This is a genomic window from Photobacterium lucens (assembly GCF_009873615.1).
GTDB lineage: Bacteria > Pseudomonadota > Gammaproteobacteria > Enterobacterales > Vibrionaceae > Photobacterium > Photobacterium lucens.
The window spans coordinates 1-24,261 of sequence record NZ_SSMG01000240.1 but is presented as its reverse complement, the minus strand read 5'-3'; the positions used below and the strand labels follow the sequence as shown (position 1 = coordinate 24,261).

Genomic DNA, 24,261 nt, shown 5'->3' with positions numbered 1-24,261 from the left:
TCCCTGTATAAATATTATTTAACTCAATAATAATTATTGATATTAGTGCACTTTTATTCCTAACTTGATTAATTGATGAATCAAGTTTCTTATACATATATCTCGCACTATAAAGTTTACAAACTTAAATCAACACAGTTATCCACAGTTTTTGTGGATAACTAAGCTAACATCACGTGTTTACTAGGATTGTAAAAATCAACAATTATTTAATATGCAACAGAGTGTGTGTTGGCTAAGTTTATTCCTAATTTTGAGATCCTACTCCTTACTTACAGCCAACAAAAAGCCAACATCATGCTGGCTTTCGGCAAAAAGAATTAGTGGGGGGATTAACAACTAATTTCCATCATAAATTGGATATCTTGCTCAGCCTCAAAATAAACAGGCGTTTCACCGTAACGGAATAACTTTAATGGCTTACCATTCGCGGTATGGTAACTTAATTGTCCATCAAGAAGTTGTAGCCATGTCCCTTCAGGGATCCCCATCACGGGTTCGTGTTGGTTTACTTCTAAAAACTCTTGAATACGTTCATCACGGGTTTCACCCATATGACCTTCAACAGACGCTTCTAGATAATGTGGGTTTATTTGGAACGGCACAAAGTTCAATGACGTTAACACAGCACTTGTCACAATCGGCATATCATTCGTCGTTCTGATTGTTGGGCACGCAATGTTTGTACCTGCGCTCCAACCAATATAAGGCACACCTTCCGCTAACACTGCTTTTCTTAATGGTCCAACCAAACCTAAATCGTGTAATTTCTTATTAAGAACCCAAGTATTACCACCACTAACAATAATACCTTCAGCTTGTTCAATCGCTTTGACCGGATCTGCAGCCTGATGGATCCCTGTCGCAACACAATCAAGCCCTAAACGATCAAAGGTTGCTTGTACCATAGCAACACGATCATCATGATTAGAGCGAATAACAGCGTATGGAATAACCAAAAAATGCTTAGCGCCTGTACGTTTTACTTGTTCAACAATTGCATCGCCTGCAAATTCCATAACATCTGTGTTGCCAGCGATTTTGCCATTACTCAGCAATAAAATATCCATCATCTACATCCTATTTTATTCGGTTAGGCCTACATCAAAATGATGCTCAGCAGTGCCCGGATATAAAACGAGGTTTAGGCTTCCTTTACAAGCTAATCAATCACATTTTCCGAAATCTTAACTCTACCCGTAAACAATCAACTCAATAACTTATAAAAACACACCGTATAAAAACAACATCACCACAAGATAGAAACATACCAAGATCAAACAGGTAACAGTAAAATGGGTAACATCTGAACAAAAACGTGATATTAAGATAATAAATATAATTAAAACTTATATTTCACCTGCGAAGTTTACGAAAAAAGCAATTATCGCTAAAACCCTACACCACAGGAGTTGTTATAACGGCGACAAAATCAGATAATGTCGAGATCTCTTGCAACAATAATGAAGCCGGTATGACTGAATACCTCCTACTACTCATCGGTACAGTGTTAGTTAACAACTTTGTACTGGTTAAATTTTTAGGCTTATGTCCTTTTATGGGCGTATCTAAAAAGTTAGAAACTGCTATCGGAATGGGCTTAGCGACAACCTTTGTGTTAACGCTTGCTTCTGTGTGCGCCTACCTTGTTGAAACTTACATCTTGGATCCGCTTGGGATTCAGTACTTACGCACACTTAGCTTTATTCTGGTTATTGCCGTTGTGGTGCAATTCACTGAAATGGTCGTACATAAAACAAGCCCAACGCTTTATCGCTTATTAGGTATTTTCCTACCACTGATCACCACAAACTGTGCAGTGCTTGGTGTTGCCTTACTCAATATCAATGAGCGCCATAACTTCATCGAATCTGTCATTTACGGTTTTGGTGCAGCGGTTGGTTTCTCGCTTGTGCTTGTTTTATTTGCTTCTATGCGTGAACGCATTGCCGCTGCCGATGTGCCAGAGCCATTTAAAGGTGCATCGATTGCAATGATCACCGCAGGTCTCATGTCACTTGCCTTTATGGGCTTTACTGGATTGGTGAAATTGTAATGAGCGGGATCCTTATCGCAGTCATTGCCGTTGCTATTCTTGCTGCAATCTTCGGTATTATTCTAGGTTTTGCTTCCGTTAAATTTAAAGTGGAAGCCGATCCTATCGTTGAACAAATCGATGCTATTTTGCCACAAACCCAATGTGGTCAATGTGGTTACCCTGGGTGTCGCCCTTATGCTGAAGCGATAGCCAATGGCGATGTGATCAACAAGTGCCCACCAGGCGGCCAAGTTACAATTGAAAAACTTGCTGACTTAATGGGGGTTGATGTTCCAGATTCTGCTCCCGATGCAGAGAAAAGCGTAAAGAAAGTCGCCTTCATTCACGAAGACATGTGTATTGGTTGTACTAAATGTATTCAAGCATGTCCCGTCGATGCAATTGTCGGTGGCACCAAATCCATGCACACCGTTATCAAAGACGAATGTACAGGTTGTGATCTTTGCGTCTCTCCCTGCCCTACTGACTGTATAGAGATGATTCCAGTAGAAGAAACCCCTGATAACTGGAAATGGCAACTAAACCGCATTCCTGTCGTTAATGTCAGTGCAACACCGAACACAAAAAAGGTAGAGTCGTAGTCATGCTATCTATCATTGAACAAATTAAACAAGGTAAATTGTGGGATTTCCACGGTGGTATCCACCCAGCCGAAAATAAAGATTTATCGAATAAATCACCTATCGTTAATGCTGGCATCCCACAAGAACTTGTTTTACCGCTAAAACAGCACATTGGCTCAAAAGGCGACATTATCGTTGCAGTTGGTGACACCGTACAAAAAGGACAACCTTTAACACAAGGCGATATTGCCATGTGTGTTCCTGTACATGCGCCAACATCTGGCACGATCACTGCAATTGAGCAGCGAACTACTGCTCACCCATCAGCATTAAGCGACTTATGTATTGTGATCGCCCCAGATCAACAAGATACATGGTGCGATAAAACTACATACGCAGATTATGAAGATCGTGATCCAGCCGAGTTGATCGATGCGATCCGTTTAAGTGGCATTGCTGGCTTAGGCGGTGCGGGCTTCCCTACTGCACGTAAGCTGCAAGGTGGTTTGGGTAACGTTGATATTTTAATTATTAACGCTGCCGAGTGTGAGCCTTACATCACGGCAGATGATCGCTTAATGCGTGATTACGCAGAAGAAGTGGTTGAAGGTGTGCGTATTCTTCGCCACATCATTTCACCAAAACTGACCATCATTGGTATTGAAGACAACAAACCAGAAGCCATTCAAGCACTAGAGCAACACGTAAAAGAAGACGACAACATTCTGATCCGTGTAGTACCAACGAAATACCCTTCTGGTAGCTCTAAGCAACTTGTGAAGATCTTAACTGGTCGAGAAGTACCAAGTCAGTCTCGTTCAACCTCCGTTGGCGTGATCATGCAAAACGTTGGTACTGCGTTTGCCATTAAGCGTGCAATCATTGATGGTGAACCATTAATTGAACGTGTAGTTACGCTGACAGGTGAAGCATTCAAAGAGCGTGGTAATGTTTTTGCCATGCTTGGGACACCAATTGCTTATCTATTGGATAAATTCGGTTACAAAGCTGATAAGAAACATCCTCGTGTGATCGTAGGTGGCTCATTAATGGGATTTACCCTGCCCCATTCCAATGTGCCTATCACCAAAATGACCAACTGTATTTTGGCGCCAAAACGTAAAGAGTTACCGCTGCACACTTACGAAATGGCATGTATTCGTTGCTCTGCTTGTGCTGATGTTTGCCCATCATCACTACTACCACAACAGCTTCAGTGGTACGCCAAAGATCAGAACTACGAAAAGTGCGAAGAGTACAACCTACAGGACTGTATTGAGTGTGGTGCGTGTGCGTATGTTTGCCCAAGTGAAATTCCACTGGTGCAATATTACCGCCAAGCCAAAGCAGAGATCTGGGCTCGTAGCCAAGATGAAATCAATGCAGAACGTGCTCGTCAACGCTTTGAAGCTAAACAAGCACGTATGGAGCGTGATAAAGCGGAACGTGAAAACCGCTTTAAAAAAGCAGCAGAAACTCGTCGTGAAGAAATGGCAAAAACAGGTGGTGATGATGCTGTTGCCGCTGCCATTGCACGTGTAAAAGCAAAACAAGCCGCAGCTCAAAGCGATAAGCCTGAAGTGAAACCTGCTGTTGCCGCAGCGATTGCAGCAGCCAAAGCCAAACAAGCCGCTTCAGCACAAGGTGCAACATCAGAAACTCTGCCAGATAACAGTGAAATGGCGAAATTACGTGAAGAGCGTAAACGCCAAGCTCGTGAGCGTAAGGCTGAAAAAGAAGCATTAGAAACCACAGCTTCCGCTTCAAGCAATGACAGCAAAAAAGATGCTGTTGCTGCGGCTATTGCCCGAGCTAAAGCGAAAAAGGCACAACAAGCTAATGAGCAAACAGCTTCTGTAGATCAAACCGTTGTTGAAAATGCAGAGGTTGATCCTAAGAAAGCTGCGATTGCTGCCGCTGTCGCTCGTGCGAAAGCTAAAAAAGAAGCGCAACAAGCACAATCAGAAACGACACCTGAACCAGTTGCTGAAACTGAAGCAGTCGATCCGAAGAAAGCCGCTGTTGCTGCTGCCGTTGCTCGCGCTAAAGCTAGAAAAGCAGCACAACAAGCTGAAGCGCAATCAGAAGTAACGTCTGAGCCTGCAGCTGAAACTAAAGCAGTCGATCCGAAGAAAGCTGCTGTTGCCGCAGCCGTTGCTCGCGCTAAAGCTAGAAAAGCAGCACAACAAACTGAAGCGCAATCAGAACCGACACCAGAACCTGCCGCTGAAACTGAAGCAGTCGATCCGAAGAAAGCCGCAGTTGCTGCAGCCGTTGCTCGCGCGAAAGCTAGAAAAGCGGCGCAACAGGTTGAAGCGCAATCAGAACCGACACCAGAACCTGTTGCGGAAACTGAGACGGTCGATCCGAAAAAAGCCGCAGTTGCCGCTGCCGCTGCCGTTGCTCGCGCTAAAGCAAGAAAAGCAGCACTACAGGCTGAAGTACAATCAGAATCAACATCTGAGCCTGTTGCTGAAACTGAGACTGTCGATCCGAAGAAAGCAGCTGTTGCCGCAGCCGTTGCGCGCGCTAAAGCGAGAAAAGCAGCACTACAGGCTGAAGCGCAATCAGAAGTGACATCTGAGCCTGCCACTGAAACTGAAGCAGTCGATCCGAAGAAAGCCGCTGTCGCAGCTGCCGTTGCTCGTGCGAAAGCAAGAAAAGCAGCACAACAGGCCGCTAAAGAACAACAAAACATTGAGGAAGATTAATCGTGGCGTTTAACATTGCCAGTTCACCCCATGACCATAACCGCCGTAGCACCAGTGCTATTATGCGCACCGTTATTTTGTGCTCGGTATTTGGCGTTATTGCTCAATGCTACTTCTTTGGTTTCGGTACTCTGATCCAGATCTTGCTAGCATCTATTTCAGCAATCATTTTTGAAGTGCTTGTTTTAAAACTGCGTAAACGTCCAATTGTGCCTTACTTGCGTGATAACACTGCGCTGTTAACCGGTGTTTTAATTGGTTTGTCCATTCCACCACTCGCCCCTTGGTGGCTAACTGTTATTGGTGTGTTCTTTGCGATCGTTATTGCAAAACATCTTTATGGCGGTATCGGTCAAAACCTCTTTAACCCCGCGATGATTGCTTACGTTGTACTGCTAATTTCATTTCCAGTACAAATGACTACCTGGTTACCACCAGCATCATTAAGCGCACAGCCTGCAAACTTCATGGATAGCATTTCTGCGATTTTCACAGGCTTTACCCAAGATGGTTTTAGCGTACCTCAACTAAAAATGTCAGTTGATGGTTACACCATGGCGACCCCATTAGACACTTTAAAAACGTCTTTACATACTGGCTTCACCACTGCTGAGACAATGGCAAAACCTGTTTATGGTGCGATTGCGGGTATTGGTTGGGAATGGGTAAACATGGGCTTCCTGCTTGGTGGCTTAATCCTACTGAAACTACGTGTTATTCAATGGCATATCCCAGTTGCAATGCTAACGTCACTGTTTGTGATCAGCAGCCTTGTATACCTAGTGCATCCTGATACAACAGGTTCACCACTGTTCCATCTATTCTCTGGTGCAACCATGTTAGGTGCATTCTTCATTGCTACCGATCCTGTAACGGCATCGACAACAGTAAAAGGTCGCCTAATTTTTGGTGCCTTTATCGGTATAATGATTTACTTGATCCGTACTTGGGGTGGTTTCCCTGATGGTGTGGCTTTTGCCGTTCTTCTTGGTAACTTGTGTGTACCACTCATTGATTACTACACCCGTCCTCGTACTTACGGGCACTAATTAAGAGAGCAGCCATGTTTAATGCAATGAAAAAAAACGGGGCTATTCTCGCAATCTTTGCGTGTTTAGCTACAGCGCTAGTCGCCCTAACCAACTACTTAACTGAAGATCGTATTGCAGAGCAGCAACGACTTCAGCTATTAGATACGCTAAATCAAGTGATCCCAGCAACAAGCCACGATAACTTGCTTTATAAAAGCTGTACTATGGTCAAAGATCATAAGCGTCTCGGTACTACCGATGCGATGCCGGCATATATTGCACGCAAAGACGGTAAACCTGTTGGTGTGGCAATCGAAGGTATTGCACCAGACGGCTATAGCGGTGCAATTAAAATCATCGTTGGCCTTGATATGAAGGGCGTGATCACTGGCGTTCGTGTATTACAGCAAAACGAAACGCCTGGATTGGGTGATAAAATTGAAACCACAGTCAGTAACTGGATTTACAGCTTTAATGGTAAGCGCGTAAACGGTGATAACGATCCCGCCTTTAAGGTACGTAAAGATGGCGGTGAGTTTGATCAATTTACGGGTGCTACGATTACCCCACGTGCGGTAGTTAAAGCCGTGAAAAATGTTTCATTATACTGGGATCAAAACCAGCATAAGATCATCAACCAACCACTAAATTGTGCAGGTGAGTGATATGACAACCAATAAAGAATTGATGACAAATGGCCTGTGGTCAAACAACCCAGCAGTTGTTCAACTGCTTGGTCTGTGTCCTTTACTCGCCGTTTCATCAACAGTGACCAATGCTCTCGGTCTCGGTTTAGCAACCACCTTGGTGCTAATGGGTTCAAACCTCATTGTGTCTTTAATTCGCCATTGGGTACCGTCTGAAATTCGTATTCCAGTATTTGTGATGATCATTGCCTCACTCGTAACTTGCGTGCAGTTATTGATGAATGCGTTTACTTTTGGTCTATATAAATCATTAGGTATCTTTATCGCTCTGATCGTGACCAACTGTATCATCATTGGTCGTGCTGAAGCCTTTGCCTCTAAAAATAAACCATTACCAGCGGTATTGGATGGTTTATGGATGGGCTTAGGTATGACATCTGCGCTGTTCGTTCTTGGCGCAATGCGCGAATTATTGAGTAAAGGTACGTTATTTGACGGTGCTGATCGTCTATTAGGTAGTTGGGCATCGGTATTACGAATTCAGGTATTCCACTTTGATTCTGGATTCTTGCTTGCAATGCTACCGCCGGGTGCCTTCATCGGTGTCGGTTTAATGATTGCAGCCAAGAATGTGATTGATAAACGTCGTCAGCAAAAACTACCAAAAGAAGAGTCAAAACCAACAGTAGAACGTGCTCGCGTCACTTCTGTAGACTAAATAAAAAACCCAATAAGTGTGGTGCTTATTGGGTTTCTTTTTAATCCATATCGCGACAAAATAATAGAAAAGTAAAACGCTTAATTGCACAACAGGCGCTCACCCTGTTACCCCCTACTAATATTGCAATAAGCCTTATTTGGAATAGAAAATGAATAATCAAAAACGCGTCCAAATTCTTGAACGTTTACGCGCAGAAAACCCGCATCCAGAAACCGAGCTTAACTGGAGCACCCCTTTTGAATTACTAATTGCAGTATTACTTTCAGCACAAGCAACCGATGTTAGCGTGAACAAAGCGACCGACAAACTCTACCCTGTTGCTAATACACCTCAAGCAATTTATGACCTAGGTGTTGATGGCGTAAAAGAATACATAAAAACAATCGGCCTATTTAATTCAAAAGCAGAAAACGTGATTAAAACGTGCCGTATTTTATTAGATAAGCATAACGGCGAAATCCCTGAAAACCGTGAAGCACTTGAAGCTCTGCCTGGTGTTGGGCGTAAAACCGCTAACGTTGTGCTAAATACCGCATTTGGCTGGCCTACCATTGCCGTTGATACCCATATTTTCCGTGTGTGTAACCGTACAAAATTTGCAATGGGTAAGAATGTTGATCAGGTAGAAGAAAAGCTACTTAAAGTGGTTCCAAAGGAATTTAAAGTCGATGTTCACCACTGGTTGATCTTACATGGTCGTTATACCTGTATTGCTCGTAAACCTCGTTGTGGCAGCTGCATCATAGAAGACCTTTGCGAGTTCAAAGATAAGGTAGATATCTGATTAATAAAAGATTTAAACTAATAAAAAAGGAGCAGAACGCTCCTTTTTTCATGTTTAATCATTAACGATTAAAGCGGTTCACAGTTGACTTTAAAACCGTATGCTTTACGTTTTTCAGCCATTTGTTTGGCGCCTTCACCCAACTTGGCAAACATCTCATTACGTTCTTCTGCTGACGGTTTATCTGCACTTGCATCAATCGCTTGCTGTAATTGCACACGGGCTGCATCTTGATCGCCCATCAAGTAACTGTTTTGTGCTAACGCAATATAAGCCAAGCTACGGCCTAATGGTGTTGCTGTATGGCCTAAAGCTTCAAGCTCTGCTGTTGCTCCTGATTCACAGGCTTCTAATTTACCAATCGCTTTTGATACTGGCGCTAAATCAGCACTTACTACTTCTTTTAATACTTTCTTAGTTGTTTCATTCGCTGCTTTTTCAGTAAATTTACTCACACTAAATACGCCAATACCCGCTGCGAGTAATACGACTACCACGATAGCTACAATTTTATTCATAACGAATATCCTTATCTAAACAACAATAAATCATAACCTTTACAAATATATACCATGTCAATTAATCATCAAATTCATTCTATATTCAGTTATTCGCTCTTTTAAACTTGATATTGATAATCATTATCAATTAATATACGTACGATTTAATATCATACAAATAATGTAACAGTACTAAATTCGCGCATTAATGCTGAACAGGGGGAAGAGATGGATACTAGATCATGGGAGCAACACACATTACTTGCCGATCAAGCACACACTAATAATAACCCTGTGATGTCGATCGTTCATTATCAGCTGGCATTTTCTATCGCCGATGAAATGACGCTTGATATGCCGAATGAAGAACAACTAAACGAACTACTTACTATCAAGGTGATCTCTTGTCATAACTTGGCTAACTTTTGGCGTCAGCACGGTGATAGCGACTACGAATTAAAGTATCTACAGCTCGCATCTGAACAAGTTCTCTCTTTGATCCCACAATGCAAACAAACACATTGTCATAGTTATATTGAGTCATTAGGTTGCTGTAAGTCAGCACTGATCGCCTTCTTAAAAAGGCACCCTAATCCTCTAATTGCCAAACAAATTAAAGCAATACCGCATTATTCTAATTGCGAGCGCATTGCAACTTTCAAATTAGACTAATAAAAAAGCTCGAACCCTCATGAATAAGAGTTCGAGCTCCAATTGTGTATTCGCAATATCAGTTAATACATTGGTGTTTGGCCTAATGAAATCACAACACGTCTATTTAAACTTCGTCCAATAGGTGTTGAGTTATCAGCAATAGGACGACGCTTACCATAAGCCTCTATTTGTACCCGATCTTCAGGTAACCCCAATGATTTAAAGTAGTTGCGTAAATTCTCTGCCCGATGCTCTGACATATCTTGGCTCTCTGTTGTCCCAGCCAAGGAGTCATTAAAAGAGGCCACCAGCACCAAATCGACATCATCAGAATAACGGACAAAATCTGCGATTTTCGCCAAGCGTTGCTGTGAGATTTTATTCAATGTATCGCTATTCTCATCATAGTGCAGAACTGAAAATGCAATGTCTTCAAAACCGTATGGCAATAGCTTATTTAAACATTGGCTAAAGTCCTGATAGCCTTTTTGAAAAGATACCGCTGATAACCCAACTTCCAGAGCTCGATTCTGACGCTGCCAATCTTGATAACTAAAAGTAGGATTACGTCCATCTTCCAGCTCAGCTAACATGTTCCAAACTGTTTTCCCTTGAATATAGCCATCAAACTGTTTGAAAAATTTTAATCGTGTAATGTTATTTGCGGCCTCTCCTGGCATCCAACGTGCAGGCATAGAGGTAAGGCGGACATTGCGTGTTTCCCCCATTGGGCGATACATCTTCAACTCAAATGCTACCGACTGCTTTTTACTGGCACGAGCGACAAACTCCCCATCACCATAACCGGGAATATTATGAGACAAACGGCATTCTAATGGCGTATCAACGATCACGTTCCAGTGGGATTGATTAGGTGTTGCGATATATTGCTTCACTGCCCAACTTGGCAGCGAAAACAACAAAACACACAGATACAATGGCCTAGACCATGATTTAAACGAAATAAAAGTCATTGTGATAACGCTTTATCCAAAATTCAGTAGCTATAAGGCAAGTGTTCTATGAAGAGCACTTTAAAACATCAATTATCATTATGTTATATCGACCATATCACCCATTGCTTTAACGATTCTGCATCCGTTTCACATTAAGCAACAACGCTTCACGGTTTTATTTTTAAACATCAGATCGAATTGGTATCAAGGGGCGAATCTGACATAATAGCCTATTCATTTATTTTGACAGCAGTGTTATGAGCCAAGATAACGAATTCAATACCTTAAAAAGTCGCTTTCGCGGCTACTTTCCCGTCGTCATCGATGTCGAAACGGCTGGATTTAACGCTAAAACTGACGCATTACTAGAGATCTGTGCCGTCACATTGCAAATGGATGAAGACGGTTGGTTAAAACCAGCGACGACTATCCACTTCCATGTAACGCCTTTTGAAGGGGCGATTTTAAATAAAGAAGCGCTCGAATTTAATGGTATTCGTGACCCGTTCAGCCCACTACGTGGCGCAGTATCGGAAGAGCACGCATTAAAAGAGATCTATAAGCAAATCCGTAAAGAGCAGAAAGCTTCGGATTGCTCACGCGCAATCATGGTTGCTCATAATGCCACCTTTGATCATAGCTTTGTAATGGCGGCCTCTGAACGCGCTAAACTAAAACGTAACCCATTCCACCCATTTGCAACTTTTGATACTGCAGCACTGAGTGGCCTTGCTTTTGGACAGACGGTTTTAGCGAAAGCTTGCCAAACGGCAAATATCCCATTTGATAATCGTGAAGCACACTCAGCCCTTTACGATACCGAGCGTACTGCTGAGCTATTTTGTGAAATAGTTAACAAATGGAAGAAGTTAGGAGGTTGGCCACTAATGGCACCTCAAACGGATGAAAACGAAAATCTGTAATTTCTTCTAAGAAAGTTACAAGGTTAAAGAATCATAAGCTCATATTTTTTATGAGCTTTTTTTTACTTTAATTTTATTAAATCATTTTTCAATTAAACGTTTTAAACAGTTATTACAAAAACATGTTAAATACATGATTGTTACATTAATTTTTAAGTTACATTTTATTAACATTTAACGTATCCAGTCTTATACTCACTCTTGTACTTAATATTTTGTTTTTCCTTTCAGGGATGAATAAGAAGCTAAATAACAAAGCATAGAGAGGCAGTATAATGTCCATAAAAAAACGTTATCTCACCGTTGCCATTGCCGCTGCAGTACTTTCAACGCAGGCTTACTCGGCAGGTTTCCAAGTTTCAGAGCAATCAGCCACCGGTCTTGGTCGTGCTTTTGCTGGTGAAGCAGCCATTGCTGATAATCCTGGCGTACTCGCACGTAACACTGCCAGCATGACAAAATTCGATAAAATGGCGATCTCAGCACAAGGAAGTCTTGTCTTACCTGACATTGATGTGACCGCTCATGATGCACCTAACGGTGAACAAACCGCAGAGGATGTTGCCCCTCTCGCCTTTGTCCCTTCAACCTATTTCGTTCAACCGCTCAATGATCGCCTTTCTTGGGGTATGTCACTGTTTTCTAATTATGGTGTGACCACTGACTATCCTGATGATTTTTATGACGGAACATCCGCAGGTAAAACCTCACTCATTACGATTAACCTAAACCCGAGTGTCGCTTACAAACTCAACGACCAATGGAGCCTTGGTTTTGGCATCAGTGCTGTTTATGCCAAAGCTGAGTTATTTCGCCATTACGGTCAAAACGCATTACCCTTCTACCCTGCTATCAAACCCAGCGATAAAACCATTAATATGGAAGGGGAAACATGGGCATTTGGCTGGAATATCGGTGCACTATTTGAACTTAATGAAAACCATCGCTTCGGTTTAGCCTATCGCTCACAAGTCGATCTCGATTTTGATGGTGAATTTACCGATTACTCAGGACAAGTCCTTGGGGCTACCCGTCGAGGTGACACTATTGATGCTAACCTTTCTGCTCCTCTTCCTGCGACCGCAGAGTTTTCAGGCTTCCATCAACTCAATACTCAATTAGCGATCCACTACAGTATTTTCTGGACCCAATGGAGCAAGTTCACCGAGTTAAAAGCGACCAGCGAGCAATGTAATTTCGGAGGTCAGTTACCGGGCGTATGTTTGCTGAAAGAAGAAGAGTATGACGATGCATTCCGCTGGGCGATTGGTGGAACCTATAACCTCAACCCACAAGTCACGCTCCGTGCAGGTTTTGCTTACGATGAACAAGGCGGTAAACCGACACTCAGTATCCCAGATACCGATCGCTTCTGGTATTCAGCAGGTGCAAGTTACCAATACAGTGATCAATTAAGTTTTGATCTTGGTTTTAGCTATGTCTATGGCAAAAAAGGCACCTTTATAGAATCTGGTGACAGTTTCACTGCGACCAGTGATGCCTACATAGGCGCAGCACAGATGAACTACACCTTTTAGCCCCAAGACATAAACTGAATATTGAGAAATAAGGAATAATATGAACAAGCATATTTTATCCATCATCGTTGCTGCTAGCTTGGGACTAACAGGATGTGGTGGCGATAGTAAAACTACAGGCGCACCAACGATTGATCCAGATACCGCCAATAGCCTAAATGCTGCAACTACAGTCAATTTTGATATTGTTTCAAATCCAACGTCGCCAACTATTGTGATGCCCACTTATTTAGCAATGGATCAAGAGGATGGTACATTAAGCGTAGAAAGTAGTGCAGACGATCCTAATGATATTTCAAACCCTGTCGTTGCTATGGGTGCAACCGATGGTTGGAGTACTAGCCAGCCGATCCTTGTCAACTTTAAAGGCAATCCATTAAACCCTGATAGTGCAACAGGAAGTTTCTACTTAATTAAATCCGGCGATCCGACTGATTCTTTAGATACCACAGCACCTATAAAGCTGGTTGAAGGGCAAGATTACGTGGTACAAGCGGCTGGTGATACATTAACAGCGTTATTACTGAAACCCTTGGATCCTGCCAGTAATTATATGTTTGCAGTAACCAATGCACTAAAAGATGATCAAAACAATCCTGTCGGCACAAGTGGCTCTTACGCCACCTTAAAATCCACGGCAACGCCACCGTCAGATGCCCTATTACCAGCCCAAGCTATTACTCAAGCAACAGAAGCCGCTTTTGCACAAGTGGGCGTTGATAAAAACAGTATTATTTTCTCTTCATGGTTTACGACAGCTTCTGTCGGTGATGTGCTTTTTGCTGCCAAATCCACCACTGCATTAGCATTAGAGATAAATAGTAAGCCTTCCGATATTTGGAAAGGCACTGCAATCGATAGCAATATTGATACAGCGATTTTAGATGCCACTTTATTTAATCTTGAGCCACCAACCACTCCAAGTACTCCGACACTATTAGGTAAAGGGGAAATTTTCACAGGTACCATTCATCTGCCTTACTTCTTAAGCACCGAGCCTGACAAATTCTTAACTACACCTTGGCAAAGCGGCCTACCAAGTATTGCAAGAATTCAATACGTTTTAACCAATGGTACAGATGCTGAAAAACTTGCCGTTCAGACAAAAATTGCTGAGCTAAATATCGATCCAACCGACTTTGCCAATATCGCCACCGATCCTGCAGCACAACAGCGAGTATTAGCGGCACTACTCGGTTCTGAAATTATTTTGCCTGATGGTAAACAGTTAGATGAAGCAAGGCTGATCACCCGTTACAGCCCTGTGCCTAAACTGCGCTCGATTGCCTCAATGGAGTACACCTTAGTATTACCGTCAGATAGTACTAATTGTCCTTCAAACAGCGTTACCATTTACCAACATGGCGTAACAAGTAGTAAGGATACCCTGACAGCTACTGGGTTAGCTGACAGTATAATTGGTGATGACTGTCGTGCCATCTTTGCGATTAATCTACCATTACATGGTGATCGTGGTGTGGGCGGTGTTACGGCAGCAGATAATCCTTCAGTGTTCTTAAACCTAGCTGCATTAACCGTTGCCCGTGATAATTTACGCCAAAGCACCATTGACGTGATTAACCTAAAAGCGGCGATCACACGTCTATTTGTACAAATCGGTACGCTTGCACAAACAGCACCAGAGCAACTAGCAAGCTTAGGTGCTTTAGCAAGACTAGATCCAACCGCTGAGGTTAACTTCGCAGGTCACTCATTAGGTGCGATGACAGGTATTAATGTCGCTAGTGTCGCTAATCGTCCTACTGGTAATGCCACCGCCGATCAGCTATTTGCAGTTAACCAATTTGCATTTGCTAACCCTGGGGCTGAAATTCCTTATCTACTGCTGAACTCTGGGAGTTTTGGTAACCTGATCAAAGGCAGTATCTTAGCCAGTGCTAATGCTGACTTTAAAGCACAATGCGGTAACAACCCAATTGCCGATTGCTATCAAGGTTATGAAGCGACACTTATCAATGAAGGAAGTGAAAGCGCATTAGCAACACTCGGTAGTATCTATAACTCGTTTACCCAGTTTGCTTATGCCGCACAAACCGTACTTGATAGTGTTGATCCCATTAATCATTCGTTATTAGTACCAAGTACAGCATCGGTTTACTTAACCCAAGTAAAAAATGATGAAACCATTCCCAATAATACGCCACTTGGAGCAACGGTTGCTGGCACTGACATTCCAGTTCCATACTCACCATTTACGGGCACATTACCATTAATTAAAACGATGCAACTGGCACCAACAACGGCATCTATTAATGGCACATTAGTGAGAAATGCCGTGTTATTTAACGCTGGCAGTCATTCATCATTACTCGACCCAACAGCAAATGCGGCAGTCACCGGTGAAATGCAATCGCAAATGCACTCTTTCGTTAATGGCGATGGCAAAACATTAACCATCACAGATACAACAGTGTTAACTTCAGAGCCGTAAATTATAAATCACATCATAATCACCAAAGGCTAGCGGCTAGCGCTGTGCTAGCCTTTTTCATTACCAAATCATTCCCTCAATATCCTATTTTTACTGGTTTAAAATCATACAACCTCAATAAAATGTGGTTCAAAACACATTTTGTCCTCGACATGTGCAAAAAATTAAGCAAACTGGTAAAAACGGTGTTATTTCACCCTAATGATTCTGTGATTATTCACACACTTTGAAATACGTAAAATAATGTAGTTCACAATTTCCTAATTTATACGGACGGATCGAAGCTTTATGAACCCTGTAGTTATAGCGGTATGTATCATGCTGTTACTCGCCCTATTGCGAGTTAACGTTGTGGTCGCGCTAACCTTTAGTGCCATTGTTGGCGGCCTTATTGGTGGGATGTCTCTCACTGATGCGGTATCGGCCTTCGAAGGTGGTCTTGGTGGCGGTGCTACCACAGCACTTAGTTATGCCATGTTAGGTACGTTTGCAGTTGCAATCTCACGCTCTGGTATTACTGATGTCTTAGCACAAAAAGTGATTAAGAAAATCAGTGGTCATGATAATGCAGCCGCAGCGACTGGCGTCAAATACAGCGTTCTGATCATTTTACTTTTATTGGCAATCTCTTCTCAGAACGCCATCCCTGTTCATATTGCTTTTATCCCTATCGTTATTCCGCCACTACTTCATGTATTTGCGAAGCTAAAGTTAGACCGTCGTCTTATTGCTTGTGTACTGACATTTGGTCTAGTTACGCCATACATGGTACTGCCAATTGGCTTCGGTGGTATTTTCTTAAATAACATCCTACTGAAAAACCTACACGATAACGGCTTAGACGTATTAGCAAGCCAAGTGCCTGTTGCAATGATCCTACCGGCTTGTGGCATGGTGTTCGGTTTATTAGTATCGATCTTCATTAGCTACCGTAAACCACGTGAATATTCGGTGGAGAAAATCTTAGCGAGTGAGCCAGAGAAAAAAGAAATCGATATGCGCCATGTCTATGTCGCTATCGTGGCAATTTTTGCTGCGCTAGGTGCACAGCTTTACAGTGGCTCAATGATCATCGGTGGCTTAATGGGCTTTATGGTCTTTACTTTCACGGGTGTAATTAAATGGAAAGAAACCCATGATGTGTTCACGAAAGGTGTACATATGATGGCGATGATCGGATTTATTATGATTGCAGCAGCAGGTTTTGCTGCGGTAATGAAAGCAACCGGTGGCGTTGAAACACTGGTTAACTCACTAGAGGCAGCAATTGGTAATAACAAACCATTAGCGTCACTATTGATGCTAGTTGTTGGTCTGCTCGTTACTATGGGTATCGGTTCATCGTTCTCAACCATTCCGATCCTTGCCACGATTTACGTGCCACTTTGTCTGTCTTTTGGTTTCTCACCAATGGCAACCATTGCAATTGTTGGTACCGCAGCAGCATTAGGTGATGCTGGTTCACCAGCGTCAGATTCAACGTTAGGTCCAACATCAGGTTTGAATGCGGATGGTCAGCACGATCACATTTGGGATTCAGTTGTACCAACGTTCATTCACTACAACTTACCGTTAATTGGTTTTGGTTGGCTAGCATCTATGGTGCTGTAGGCCTTTTCTTAGATACAAAAAAACCGCCGAGTTTGGCGGTTTTTTTATTGCTTAAAAGTGAAAGACTTAAAAATCATATCACCTTAAACAAATGACGTTACAGAAGAATTACTCTGCTGAAGCTGCGTCGCGACGTGCTGCTGCTTCTTTAATTAGTGGCTGAAGCTCACCTTTTTGGAACATCTCAAGAATGATGTCACAACCACCGATCAGCTCACCTTCAATCCATAATTGTGGGAATGTTGGCCACTGTGCGTAAATTGGAAGTTCAGCACGGATATCAGGGTTTTGCAGAATATCAACGAAAGCAAACTTTTCGCCACAGCCCATTAGCGCTTGAGACGCTTGAGATGAGAAACCACAGCTTGGTAGCTTAGGTGAACCTTTCATGTAAAGTAGGATTGGGTTTTCAGCGATCTGCTGCTTGATCTTGTCGATAGTTTCCATAGCTTCCTCGTACAACTTTAATAGTAATAACCTAAACCCTACCATTCTACTTGGTTATCGTCACCAATAAAAATACTTTCCCGCTCCTAACCGACGGCTTTTAATTCAATCCTTAAGCAGAGCACTATTTAACCTTGCTAATTAAAAGGTTATTGACGTTCACCTGAACGAGGTATAGGGTATTTTTTTATAGCCAAGTCTTTTAATAAAGAAAAAACTTGCTAAAATAAAACGGTCAGATTCAAAAATAAATTAAGTAAGCCTCGATGCTTACTGGAAGCAATAATGTCGTGGCAAACGCCACCAAACCAATATGGAGAATTGAGCAATGGCATTTGAATTACCAGCTCTACCTTTCGCAATGAACGCTCTTGAGCCACACATTTCTCAAGAAACTCTTGAATACCACTACGGTAAGCACCACAACACTTACGTTGTTAAGCTTAACGGTCTTGTTGAAGGTACTGAGCTTGCTGAAAAGTCACTTGAAGAAATCGTAAAAACTTCAACTGGCGGCGTATTTAACAATGCAGCTCAAGTTTGGAACCACACTTTCTACTGGAACTGTCTAGCACCTAACGCTGGCGGTGAACCAACTGGCGAAGTAGCAGCAGCAATCGAAAAAGCATTCGGTTCTTTCGCTGAGTTCAAAGCTAAATTCACAGATTCAGCAATCAACAACTTCGGTTCTTCTTGGACTTGGTTAGTGAAGAACGCTGACGGCTCTCTAGCGATCGTTAACACTTCTAACGCTGGTTGCCCAATCACAGAAGAAGGCGTTACACCACTACTAACTGTTGACCTTTGGGAACACGCTTACTACATCGACTACCGCAACCTACGTCCAAGCTACATGGATGGTTTCTGGGCACTAGTTAACTGGGATTTCGTTGCTAAAAACCTAGCAGCTTAATAACCCATTAAAGCGTAAAGCCTAATAATAAACCGTGAATATATATGATATTCACGGTTTTTTTATATCTAGGCTCTTTGGGGAGAAGATAACAAAATAAGAAAAACAAACATAAACCTAACAATACCAATAGCAACCTAACCATTCACTGACATTATAGATCGACTTTTTCTATATCTTTCTCACACATCGACACCCTTATCCCTCCAATAAGAGTTAAACGACGTGCACTATAAAAAACTATCCCCACTTCTGTTTACCATCATGGCATTCACAGCAACAAGCTATGTTCAAGCCAGTGATGATGAACAACCTCAAGCTGTTCCTGTTACCGTTGAACCCATTTCCACTAAAGAGTTTGTAGCTACATTAAATGAAGTCGGAAAAATCAATGCGATTGATTTTGCAGAGCTCACATTTAGTACCCCTGGCAAACTGGTTTCGATTAATTTCAAAGATGGCGACGTGGTGAAAAAAGGCCAAACTATTGCCAAGCTCGACAGTAGCAAGGCAAAAGCCGATCTCGATAAAGCGGCAAGTTCGCTCACCACTGCAAGAAACAAAGTTAAACGAGTGATTGAGCTCAACAAAAAACAACCTGGCGCGTTATCAAAACAAGATTTTGAAGAACTGCAAGATGCCGCTACCCTTGCTGCGGCTGATTACCGCCAGCAACAAGCGATTTTAAAAGACTACATTATTACTGCTCCTTTCGATGGTGAACTCACGAATTTCACCAAGTCAAAAGGCAGCATGATTGATGCTATAACGCCATTGGTGAGCATTTATAACCTTGATCCGGTTGAAGTGTCATACACCATTAGTCAGAACGATCTCGGCAAAGCGGTAAAAGGCCAACCCATCACGGTAACGGTTGAAGCTTATAAAGATATGACCTTTAACGGTGTTGTTGATTACGTTGCACCGGCGGTGAACAAAAACACAGGGCGCGTAGCAATTCATGCGCGTATCGAAAACCCGAACCATATTTTAGCTCCGGGCATGTTTGCCCAAGTAAGCCAAATGGTAAACGGTCGCACTGAACATATTGTGGCACCTCAAAATGCCATTCTTGCCCACAATGAAGATCGTTATGTATGGGTCGTAGATAAAAACAACATTGCAACTAAACGCTATCTAACATTAGGCGACAACCTCAACAATGGTTATGTGATTGTTGAAAAAGGCTTAAAAGTGGATGATAAGGTTGTTGTTACTGGGCATCAAAAAATTGATGATGAAACACTGGTTAATATCATCAAAACCCAAACACCAACATCAGATGCGCCAGCACAAGCGCCAAAAAAGAAAACGACTGATCCTGCTACTGCGGGTAAAACAGAGAAAAAGACTGTAACGGAGCCAAATCATGAAGCTACCTGAAGTCTGTATTAAACATCCCGTTTTCGCTTCAGTGCTAAGTATCGCGATTATTCTTATTGGTCTATTTTCATTCCAAAAACTAGCGATTCAATATTTCCCTGAGCACAACACACCTAAAGCGACAGTCACAGCCAGTATTGATGGTGCCAGTGCTGACTTTATGTCACGCAACGTTGCTACGCATTTAATCAATGCAGCAACGGGATTAGAAAGCGTCGATATTATGACGACTGACTGTACTCAAGGTAGATGCACATTAAATGTAAAATTTGACGATGGTGTTTCCGATGTTGAATACGCGAATTTAATGAACAAACTACGTAGTAGTATTGAAGCTATTGCCGATTTTCCACCGAGTATGGTTGATAAACCTACCGTAACTGACGATTCAGCAGATAAAAGCTCAGCCAGTAACATCATCACCTTTGTTAATAAAGGAACGATGAGTTCGCAAGAAATGTATGACTATATTGGTCAACAAATCAAACCACAATTTCGACATATTTCTGGTGTCGGTGCCGTTTATGGCCCTTATGGTGGTGCAGCCAAAGCCGTACGTGTATGGCTAAACCCAAACCGCATGATGGCATTAAATGTTAAAGCAGCAGATGTAGTTACAACACTGAGCGCATACAGTTCATCATTTACTGTCGGTCAAATTGTCGGTGAAGCGCGTAACTTTCAAATTAACCCAGTAACCCAAGTCACGAGTGTCAAAGATATTCAGAATCTTGTGATCCGCGTGGATGATGGCAACATTATTCGCATCAAAGACATTGCTGATGTCAAAATGGGTGAAAACAGCCTAACGCCAAGCAAACTTAAAGTGAATGGTGAAACGGCTATGTCGCTCCAGGTGTTACCGCTAAAGAGTGAAAACCCTGTTGATGTGGCAGCACGAGTAAAAGCTGAAATCGAAAACATGCAGCAACATTTACCTGACGGTCTTGAAATGAAGATGGTATATAACCAAGCCGACTTTATTCAGGAATCCATTGATCAAGGCTTTCATACCCTGTTAGAGGCGGTGGTTTTAGTTTCCGTTATCGTCGTGCTTTTCCTTGGCTCACTGCGTATTGCATCGATCCCAATTATTACCATTCCAGTATGTATTATTGGTGTATTTGCAGTGATGTCATTTCTCGGTTTCAGCATTAACGTACTAACTATCTTAGCCATTATTCTAGCGATTGGTCTGGTGGTTGATGACGCCATTGTGGTGGTCGAAAACTGTTATCGCTATATTGAAGAAGGTGAAACCCCACTCAACGCAGCAATCAAAGGCAGTAACGAAATTATCTTCCCGGTAATAGCCATGACCATGACCCTTGCAGCGGTTTACTTGCCTATTGGCTTGATGTCAGGCATGACGGCTGATCTATTCCGCCAGTTTGCCTTTACCCTTGCAGCATCAGTGATTATCTCAGGTCTTGTGGCACTAACCCTCTCACCTATGATGAGTGCTTATTTAATTAAGCCAGTATCACAGCAGCCTAAATGGTTTGCAGCCATTGATAAACAACTACATAGGTTATCAGATAGCTACAGCAAACAACTCGCAAAATGGTTTGATCGTAAGGCACTGATGGGTGGCATGGCACTTACGTTAATCGCACTATCAGGAGTGGCGGTGTGGTCGATGCCACAAGTATTGTTACCAACCGAAGATACGGGTTTTATTGATGGCAGTGCTGAAGCACCAACAGGGGTAGGTCGTCGTTATCACATCAAACATAACTCTGAATTAAACAGTGTTATGGAAGATAATAAAGACATCGCAGCCAATTTATCCTACATCGAAGGAACACCATCAAACCATATTTTACTTGAACCTTGGGGTAAGCGTACTAAACCTGCTGATGATATAGTGGCAGAGCTTACCGATAAAGCAGCGAAAACGTTGCCTGCCTATAGCATGTCATTTAGTGTACGTTCGGCTGATGGTCTTAATGCTGCGACCAATTTGAAGCTACAACTAAAAACCGTTAATCGAGATAATACAAAGCTCAATGATACAGCGAACCGTGTCGTTAAAAAGCTAAGTGAATATGAAGGATTAACGCGTGTTAAAAGCTCGTTGCTGCGTGATCAACTACGCTATGACTTACGCATTGATCGCAATGCAATTATCTTATCAGGTGTAGCTTATACCGATGTAACCAATGCCTTATCTACTTTCCTTGGTTCATTGAAGGCGGCAAATTTACAGGCCGATGATGGTTATACCTACCCTATTCGCGTTCAAGTTAACCGCAAAGATCTCGGCAACTTCGATATTATCGATAAGCTTTATGTGGCGTCAGAATCAGGGCAAAACATTCCTTTGTCTGAATTCGTCTCGATTAAAGCGGTAACCTCCGAGTCTAACTTTAAGACTTATATGGGGCAAAACAGTGCTGAAATTACTGCCACTTTAATGCCGGGCTATACCGCTGGTGATATACGCAATTATGTTGATGAAAACATACCAGAACTGCTTGGTGACTCACAAAGCTATGCCTATGACGGTGTCGTGAAAGAGTTAATGGACTCACAAGATGGTACCCAAACACTGTTTTTGATGGCGCTTATTTTCATCTATTTGATCTTAGCCGCACAGTTTGAGAGCTTTGTTGATCCATTAATCATTTTGCTTACCGTTCCCCTATGTATTGTAGGCGCAGTACTGACCCTGTGGGTCTTTGGGCAAAGCCTCAATATTTACTCACAAATAGGACTGTTGACCTTAGTCGGGTTAGTTACTAAACACGGGATTTTACTGGTTGAATTTGCCAACGAGCAACGTAAGCACGGCAAAACAGCCATTGAAGCGGCGATTCACAGTGCTCGTTCCCGTTTACGCCCAATTTTAATGACATCACTGACCATGATTTTAGGTGCTTTACCGTTAGCATTTGCATCAGGTCCGGGCTCATTAGGTCGTATAAATATTGGCTTAGTCTTAGTCGGAGGGTTAACCGCGGGGACATTCTTTTCACTATTTCTAGTGCCAGTTGCTTATGTCGGGATGAGTAAGTTAAGAGAAAAAGATGCGCTAAAAACCTTATTAAGTGGTCGTGGTTTCCGCCAGCGAAATCAACACTAAATAAGATTTACACAAACAAAAACGCCTACATCACTGTAGGCGTTTTTTATTATCTTGTAATTGTGATTACGCTTTCTCAGAAAGAATAATACGTAGAGTACGACGAAGTGGCTCTGCAGCACCCCATAGCAACTGATCACCCACAGTAAAGGCATTAAGGAAATCATCACCCATAGCCAGTTTACGTAGACGACCAACAGGTACTGATAACGTGCCTGTTACTTTTGCAGGGCTTAGCTCTTGTACTGTTACATCACGATCATTCGGGATCACTTTCACCCAATCATTGTGTGATGCGATAATTTCTTCAATTTCGTCTAGTGGTACATTCTTCTTCAGCTTTAACGTTAATGCTTGGCTGTGACAGCGCATTGCACCAATACGTACACATGTACCATCAATAGGAATTGGTGAGTCTTCTAAACCAAGGATCTTGTTCGTTTCAACTGACGCTTTCCACTCTTCTTTGCTTTGGCCATTTTCGCGCTTCACATCAATCCAAGGGATCAATGAACCCGCTAACGGCGCACCAAATTCTTGAGCCGGGAAATCACTAGAGCGCAGTGTATCTGCAACCTTACGGTCAATATCTAAAATAGAGGTCGCTGGGTTTGCCAGCTCGCTGCTCACTGTGTCATTAATCACGCCCATTTGGCTGATCAATTCACGCATGTTTTTCGCACCCGCACCAGAGGCTGCTTGATACGTTTGCGATGTCATCCACTCAACAAGCCCTGCTTTATATAGGCCACCAACAGCCATAAGCATTAAGCTTACAGTACAGTTACCGCCTACGTAGGTATTTGTACCCTTGTGGATACCTTGCTGGATTTGATCGAAGTTAACTGGATCCAGTGTGATGATTGAATCAGGCTTCATACGCAGTGTAGACGCTGCATCAATCCAGTAACCTTTCCAACCGGCTTGGCGCAATGCCGGATAAACTTTTTCAGTGTAACCACCACCTTGACAGGTAATGATTGCATCAAGCTGTTTTAAACTCTCTAAATCGAAAGCATCTTGCAGCATTCCTGCATCTTTACCAAAATTTGGCGCTGGAATGCCTACTTGAGAAGTTGAATAGAAGACAGGATCAATCAGCTTAAAATCACCTTCTTCAATCATACGTTGCATCAGTACAGAGCCGACCATGCCACGCCAACCAACTAAACCTACTTTCATCATTTCTACGACACTCCCTGTTGTAATTTAATTCTTGTTCCATCTATAGAGATTTAACACCCTAAAAACAAGCATAATTTTCACATTCATTTAAAAATACT

Annotated in this window: 20 protein-coding genes; 15 read left to right on the top strand and 5 right to left on the bottom strand. The window is 42.5% G+C overall.

Going from position 1 to position 24,261, the window contains the following annotated elements; genetic code table 11:
* Nucleotides 1–332: 332 nt before the first annotated feature.
* Nucleotides 333–1,070, bottom strand: coding sequence for a dipeptidase PepE (gene pepE / locus E5A76_RS10545; RefSeq protein WP_161118902.1), 738 nt, complete (start codon nucleotides 1,068–1,070; stop codon nucleotides 333–335).
* A gap of 404 nt (nucleotides 1,071–1,474) precedes the next feature.
* Here pepE and rsxA point away from each other — a divergent pair, with 404 nt between their 5' ends.
* From rsxA to nth, 7 genes are all read left to right on the top strand, one after another.
* A complete protein-coding gene (gene rsxA, locus E5A76_RS10540; protein WP_008987552.1) occupies nucleotides 1,475–2,056 on the top strand; it encodes an electron transport complex subunit RsxA in 582 nt (193 codons plus the stop codon).
* Nucleotides 2,056–2,640, top strand: a complete 585-nt coding sequence (rsxB, locus tag E5A76_RS10535) for an electron transport complex subunit RsxB (protein ID WP_161118901.1) — start codon at nucleotides 2,056–2,058, stop codon at nucleotides 2,638–2,640. Before rsxA ends, rsxB begins: the two co-directional genes overlap by 1 nt.
* Nucleotides 2,641–2,642: 2 nt before the next feature.
* Nucleotides 2,643–5,333, top strand: a complete 2,691-nt coding sequence (gene rsxC / locus E5A76_RS10530) for an electron transport complex subunit RsxC (protein WP_161118900.1) — start codon at nucleotides 2,643–2,645, stop codon at nucleotides 5,331–5,333.
* A 2-nt stretch (nucleotides 5,334–5,335) separates the two neighbouring features.
* Nucleotides 5,336–6,382, top strand: a complete 1,047-nt coding sequence (gene rsxD, locus E5A76_RS10525; protein ID WP_161118899.1) for an electron transport complex subunit RsxD — start codon at nucleotides 5,336–5,338, stop codon at nucleotides 6,380–6,382.
* 14 nt (nucleotides 6,383–6,396) lie between these two features.
* Nucleotides 6,397–7,029, top strand: coding sequence for an electron transport complex subunit RsxG (rsxG, locus tag E5A76_RS10520; RefSeq protein ID WP_107165389.1), 633 nt, complete (start codon nucleotides 6,397–6,399; stop codon nucleotides 7,027–7,029).
* Between the two features lies 1 nt (nucleotide 7,030).
* Entirely contained in the window at nucleotides 7,031–7,729 is a 699-nt protein-coding gene (locus tag E5A76_RS10515; protein WP_053986955.1) for an electron transport complex subunit E, read from the top strand.
* Nucleotides 7,730–7,880: 151 nt separating this feature from the next.
* Nucleotides 7,881–8,516 (top strand): endonuclease III, encoded by a 636-nt coding sequence (nth, locus tag E5A76_RS10510; RefSeq protein ID WP_008987558.1) that lies wholly within the window; start codon nucleotides 7,881–7,883, stop codon nucleotides 8,514–8,516.
* A gap of 68 nt (nucleotides 8,517–8,584) precedes the next feature.
* Here nth and E5A76_RS10505 read toward each other — a convergent pair whose 3' ends face one another.
* Complete coding sequence (locus E5A76_RS10505; protein WP_161118898.1) at nucleotides 8,585–9,034, bottom strand: hypothetical protein; 450 nt, start codon at nucleotides 9,032–9,034, stop codon at nucleotides 8,585–8,587.
* Between the two features lie 210 nt (nucleotides 9,035–9,244).
* Here E5A76_RS10505 and E5A76_RS10500 point away from each other — a divergent pair, with 210 nt between their 5' ends.
* Complete coding sequence (locus E5A76_RS10500) at nucleotides 9,245–9,688, top strand: DUF2753 family protein (protein ID WP_161118897.1); 444 nt, start codon at nucleotides 9,245–9,247, stop codon at nucleotides 9,686–9,688.
* Nucleotides 9,689–9,750: 62 nt separating this feature from the next.
* On the opposite strand, the gene motY is transcribed toward E5A76_RS10500, so the two are convergent.
* The gene (gene motY, locus E5A76_RS10495; protein ID WP_053986966.1) at nucleotides 9,751–10,644 is read right to left on the bottom strand and encodes a flagellar protein MotY; all 894 of its coding nucleotides are present in this window, start codon (nucleotides 10,642–10,644) and stop codon (nucleotides 9,751–9,753) included.
* Nucleotides 10,645–10,883: 239 nt separating this feature from the next.
* On the opposite strand from motY, the gene rnt reads away from it, so the two are divergent.
* From rnt to E5A76_RS10475, 4 genes are all read left to right on the top strand, one after another.
* Nucleotides 10,884–11,549 carry a ribonuclease T gene (gene rnt / locus E5A76_RS10490; protein ID WP_053986967.1) on the top strand — a complete coding sequence of 222 codons (666 nt, stop codon included), beginning with the start codon at nucleotides 10,884–10,886 and terminating at the stop codon, nucleotides 11,547–11,549.
* Between the two features lie 275 nt (nucleotides 11,550–11,824).
* Complete coding sequence (locus E5A76_RS10485) at nucleotides 11,825–13,087, top strand: outer membrane protein transport protein (protein WP_161118895.1); 1,263 nt, start codon at nucleotides 11,825–11,827, stop codon at nucleotides 13,085–13,087.
* 40 nt (nucleotides 13,088–13,127) lie between these two features.
* Nucleotides 13,128–15,539 (top strand): VolA/Pla-1 family phospholipase, encoded by a 2,412-nt coding sequence (locus tag E5A76_RS10480; RefSeq protein WP_161118894.1) that lies wholly within the window; start codon nucleotides 13,128–13,130, stop codon nucleotides 15,537–15,539.
* Nucleotides 15,540–15,827: 288 nt separating this feature from the next.
* Entirely contained in the window at nucleotides 15,828–17,150 is a 1,323-nt protein-coding gene (locus E5A76_RS10475; RefSeq protein ID WP_053986970.1) for a Na+/H+ antiporter family protein, read from the top strand.
* 108 nt (nucleotides 17,151–17,258) lie between these two features.
* On the opposite strand, the gene E5A76_RS10470 is transcribed toward E5A76_RS10475, so the two are convergent.
* A complete protein-coding gene (locus E5A76_RS10470; RefSeq protein ID WP_008987566.1) occupies nucleotides 17,259–17,597 on the bottom strand; it encodes a Grx4 family monothiol glutaredoxin in 339 nt (112 codons plus the stop codon).
* Between the two features lie 328 nt (nucleotides 17,598–17,925).
* On the opposite strand from E5A76_RS10470, the gene sodB reads away from it, so the two are divergent.
* The 3 genes from sodB to E5A76_RS10455 all read left to right on the top strand — a co-directional run bounded on the left by sodB (nucleotide 17,926) and on the right by E5A76_RS10455 (nucleotide 22,978).
* Nucleotides 17,926–18,510, top strand: a complete 585-nt coding sequence (gene sodB / locus E5A76_RS10465) for a superoxide dismutase [Fe] (protein ID WP_053986971.1) — start codon at nucleotides 17,926–17,928, stop codon at nucleotides 18,508–18,510.
* Between the two features lie 225 nt (nucleotides 18,511–18,735).
* Complete coding sequence (locus E5A76_RS10460) at nucleotides 18,736–19,893, top strand: efflux RND transporter periplasmic adaptor subunit (protein ID WP_161118893.1); 1,158 nt, start codon at nucleotides 18,736–18,738, stop codon at nucleotides 19,891–19,893.
* The gene (locus E5A76_RS10455) at nucleotides 19,880–22,978 is read left to right on the top strand and encodes an efflux RND transporter permease subunit (protein WP_161118892.1); all 3,099 of its coding nucleotides are present in this window, start codon (nucleotides 19,880–19,882) and stop codon (nucleotides 22,976–22,978) included. The genes E5A76_RS10460 and E5A76_RS10455 overlap by 14 nt, the downstream gene beginning before the upstream one ends.
* A 66-nt stretch (nucleotides 22,979–23,044) precedes the next feature.
* Here the strand turns inward: E5A76_RS10455 and asd are convergent, their stop codons facing one another.
* Entirely contained in the window at nucleotides 23,045–24,163 is a 1,119-nt protein-coding gene (asd, locus tag E5A76_RS10450; protein ID WP_053986974.1) for an aspartate-semialdehyde dehydrogenase, read from the bottom strand.
* Between the last annotated feature and the right edge of the window lie 98 nt (nucleotides 24,164–24,261).